This is a genomic window from Leisingera sp. F5 (genome assembly GCF_001593695.1).
The window spans coordinates 1-1,504 of the sequence record NZ_LUKH01000895.1 but is presented as its reverse complement, the minus strand read 5'-3'; the positions used below and the strand labels follow the sequence as shown (position 1 = coordinate 1,504).

3 protein-coding genes are annotated in these 1,504 nt (G+C 57.6%); all 3 read right to left on the bottom strand.

What is annotated here, in order from left to right:
* Window positions 1-139, bottom strand: a 139-nt coding sequence (locus A2I95_RS37200) for an exonuclease domain-containing protein (protein ID WP_291737488.1), incomplete at its 3' end; no start/stop codon positions are given.
* The gene (gene coaE, locus A2I95_RS37195) at window positions 132-725 is read right to left on the bottom strand and encodes a dephospho-CoA kinase (RefSeq protein WP_027256974.1); all 594 of its coding nucleotides are present in this window, start codon (window positions 723-725) and stop codon (window positions 132-134) included. The genes coaE and A2I95_RS37200, both read right to left, overlap by 8 nt.
* On the bottom strand, window positions 722-1,504 hold a 783-nt coding region (locus A2I95_RS37190; RefSeq protein WP_291737487.1), incomplete at its 5' end, for a shikimate dehydrogenase. The genes coaE and A2I95_RS37190, both read right to left, overlap by 4 nt.

Sequence of the window (1,504 nt, the reverse complement as noted above, 5' to 3'; positions counted from 1 at the left end):
GTTCCGGGTTGATATACTCGTGGTACGTCTTGCCGGTGGGCATATGATTGAAAAGCTCCACCGCTCCGATTTCGACAATCCGATCGCCGGAAAACGGATCAAACCCGGTGGTCTCGGTATCAAGAACGATTTCACGCATGGCTAAGCCTATTTCTGATGTCTGCGAGGATTACTGCCACCTGCGTCTTGGCGTGTTCCAGCGTGTCTGTTTCGATCACGTAATCGGCACGGGCGCGTTTTTCCTCAATCGGCAGCTGCTTCTGAAGGATATGCTTGAATTGCTCAGCCGTCATCGTGCCGCGGGCATGAACCCGCTCCTTCTGAGTTTCTGCATCCACGAACACGCAAGCCACTGCGTCCATTTCGGCATCATTGCCCGTTTCAAACAGCAGAGGAATGTCAAAAACCAGGATATCGCTTTGCGCTTCTTCCCGGAACTCTGCCCGGTCTCGTGCGACAAGCGGATGCACGATAGCTTCGATATGCTTCAGTGCATCAGGGTTTTCACCGATGATACGTTTCAGCGCTGCGCGGCTGACTTCGCCGCCTTCGACTGCCCCGGGGAACGCCGCCTGCATGGCAGCAACAGCTGCGCCTCCCCGGCCATAAAGCCGGTGAACAGCCGCATCCGCGTCCCAGACCGCACAGCCCTGGGCGGCAAACAGCTTGGCAGTGGTGCTTTTGCCCATTCCGATGGAGCCGGTAAGGCCGAGGCTGAAACTCATCTGAGAGCCGCCGCGCGCGTTGCGGCATCCACTTCGGGGCGGTTTCCGAACCAGCGTTCGAACCCTGGCACCGCCTGATGCAATAGCATGCCCAGCCCATCAACCACAGTGCAGCCAGCATCCTCAGCCGTCTGCAGCAGGTCTGTTTTCAACGGCGCATAGATCAGGTCAGTCACAACTGCATTGCGCTGCAAACCATCCAGCGGTACCCGCAGACGCGGTTTGCCGACCATTCCCAAGGAGGTGGTGTTCACAATCAGCGCACCCTCCTCGATGACATTGCCGGCCTGAACCCATTCGACCACCCGGACCCGGTTGCCAAAGTCCGTATGCCTGTCGTCAGCCCGGTCGCGGGTACGGTTGGTCAGCAGGATCTCCGGCACTCCGGCTTCCAGCAGTGAAGCAACTACAGCGCGGCAGGCACCGCCAGCGCCCAGCAGAACTGCTGGGCCTGATTGCGGATCCCAGTCCGGTGCTCCCTGATGCAGGTTGGTGATAAAGCCGTAACCATCAGTATTATCCGCCAGGATCGTTCCATCCCTGCGAAAGATCAGCGTGTTGGCAGCGCCGATCAGTTTAGCCCGGTCAGTGACCTTATCTGCAATCTCCATCACCTTTTCTTTGTGCGGAATGGTGACATTAGCACCTACAAACCCCATTTTAGGCATCAACCGGACGGTTTCGGCCAGATCATCAGGTTCCACAGGCATCGGCACATAGTAACCGGAAATGCCATAGGTGTTCAGCCAGTGACGGTGCAGCTGCGGAGATTTGGAATG

Coding starts and splice junctions, on each gene's coding strand:
- coaE (WP_027256974.1), bottom strand. CDS start 725: ATGAGTTTCAGCCTCGGCCTTACCGGCTCCATCGGAATGGGCAAAAGC.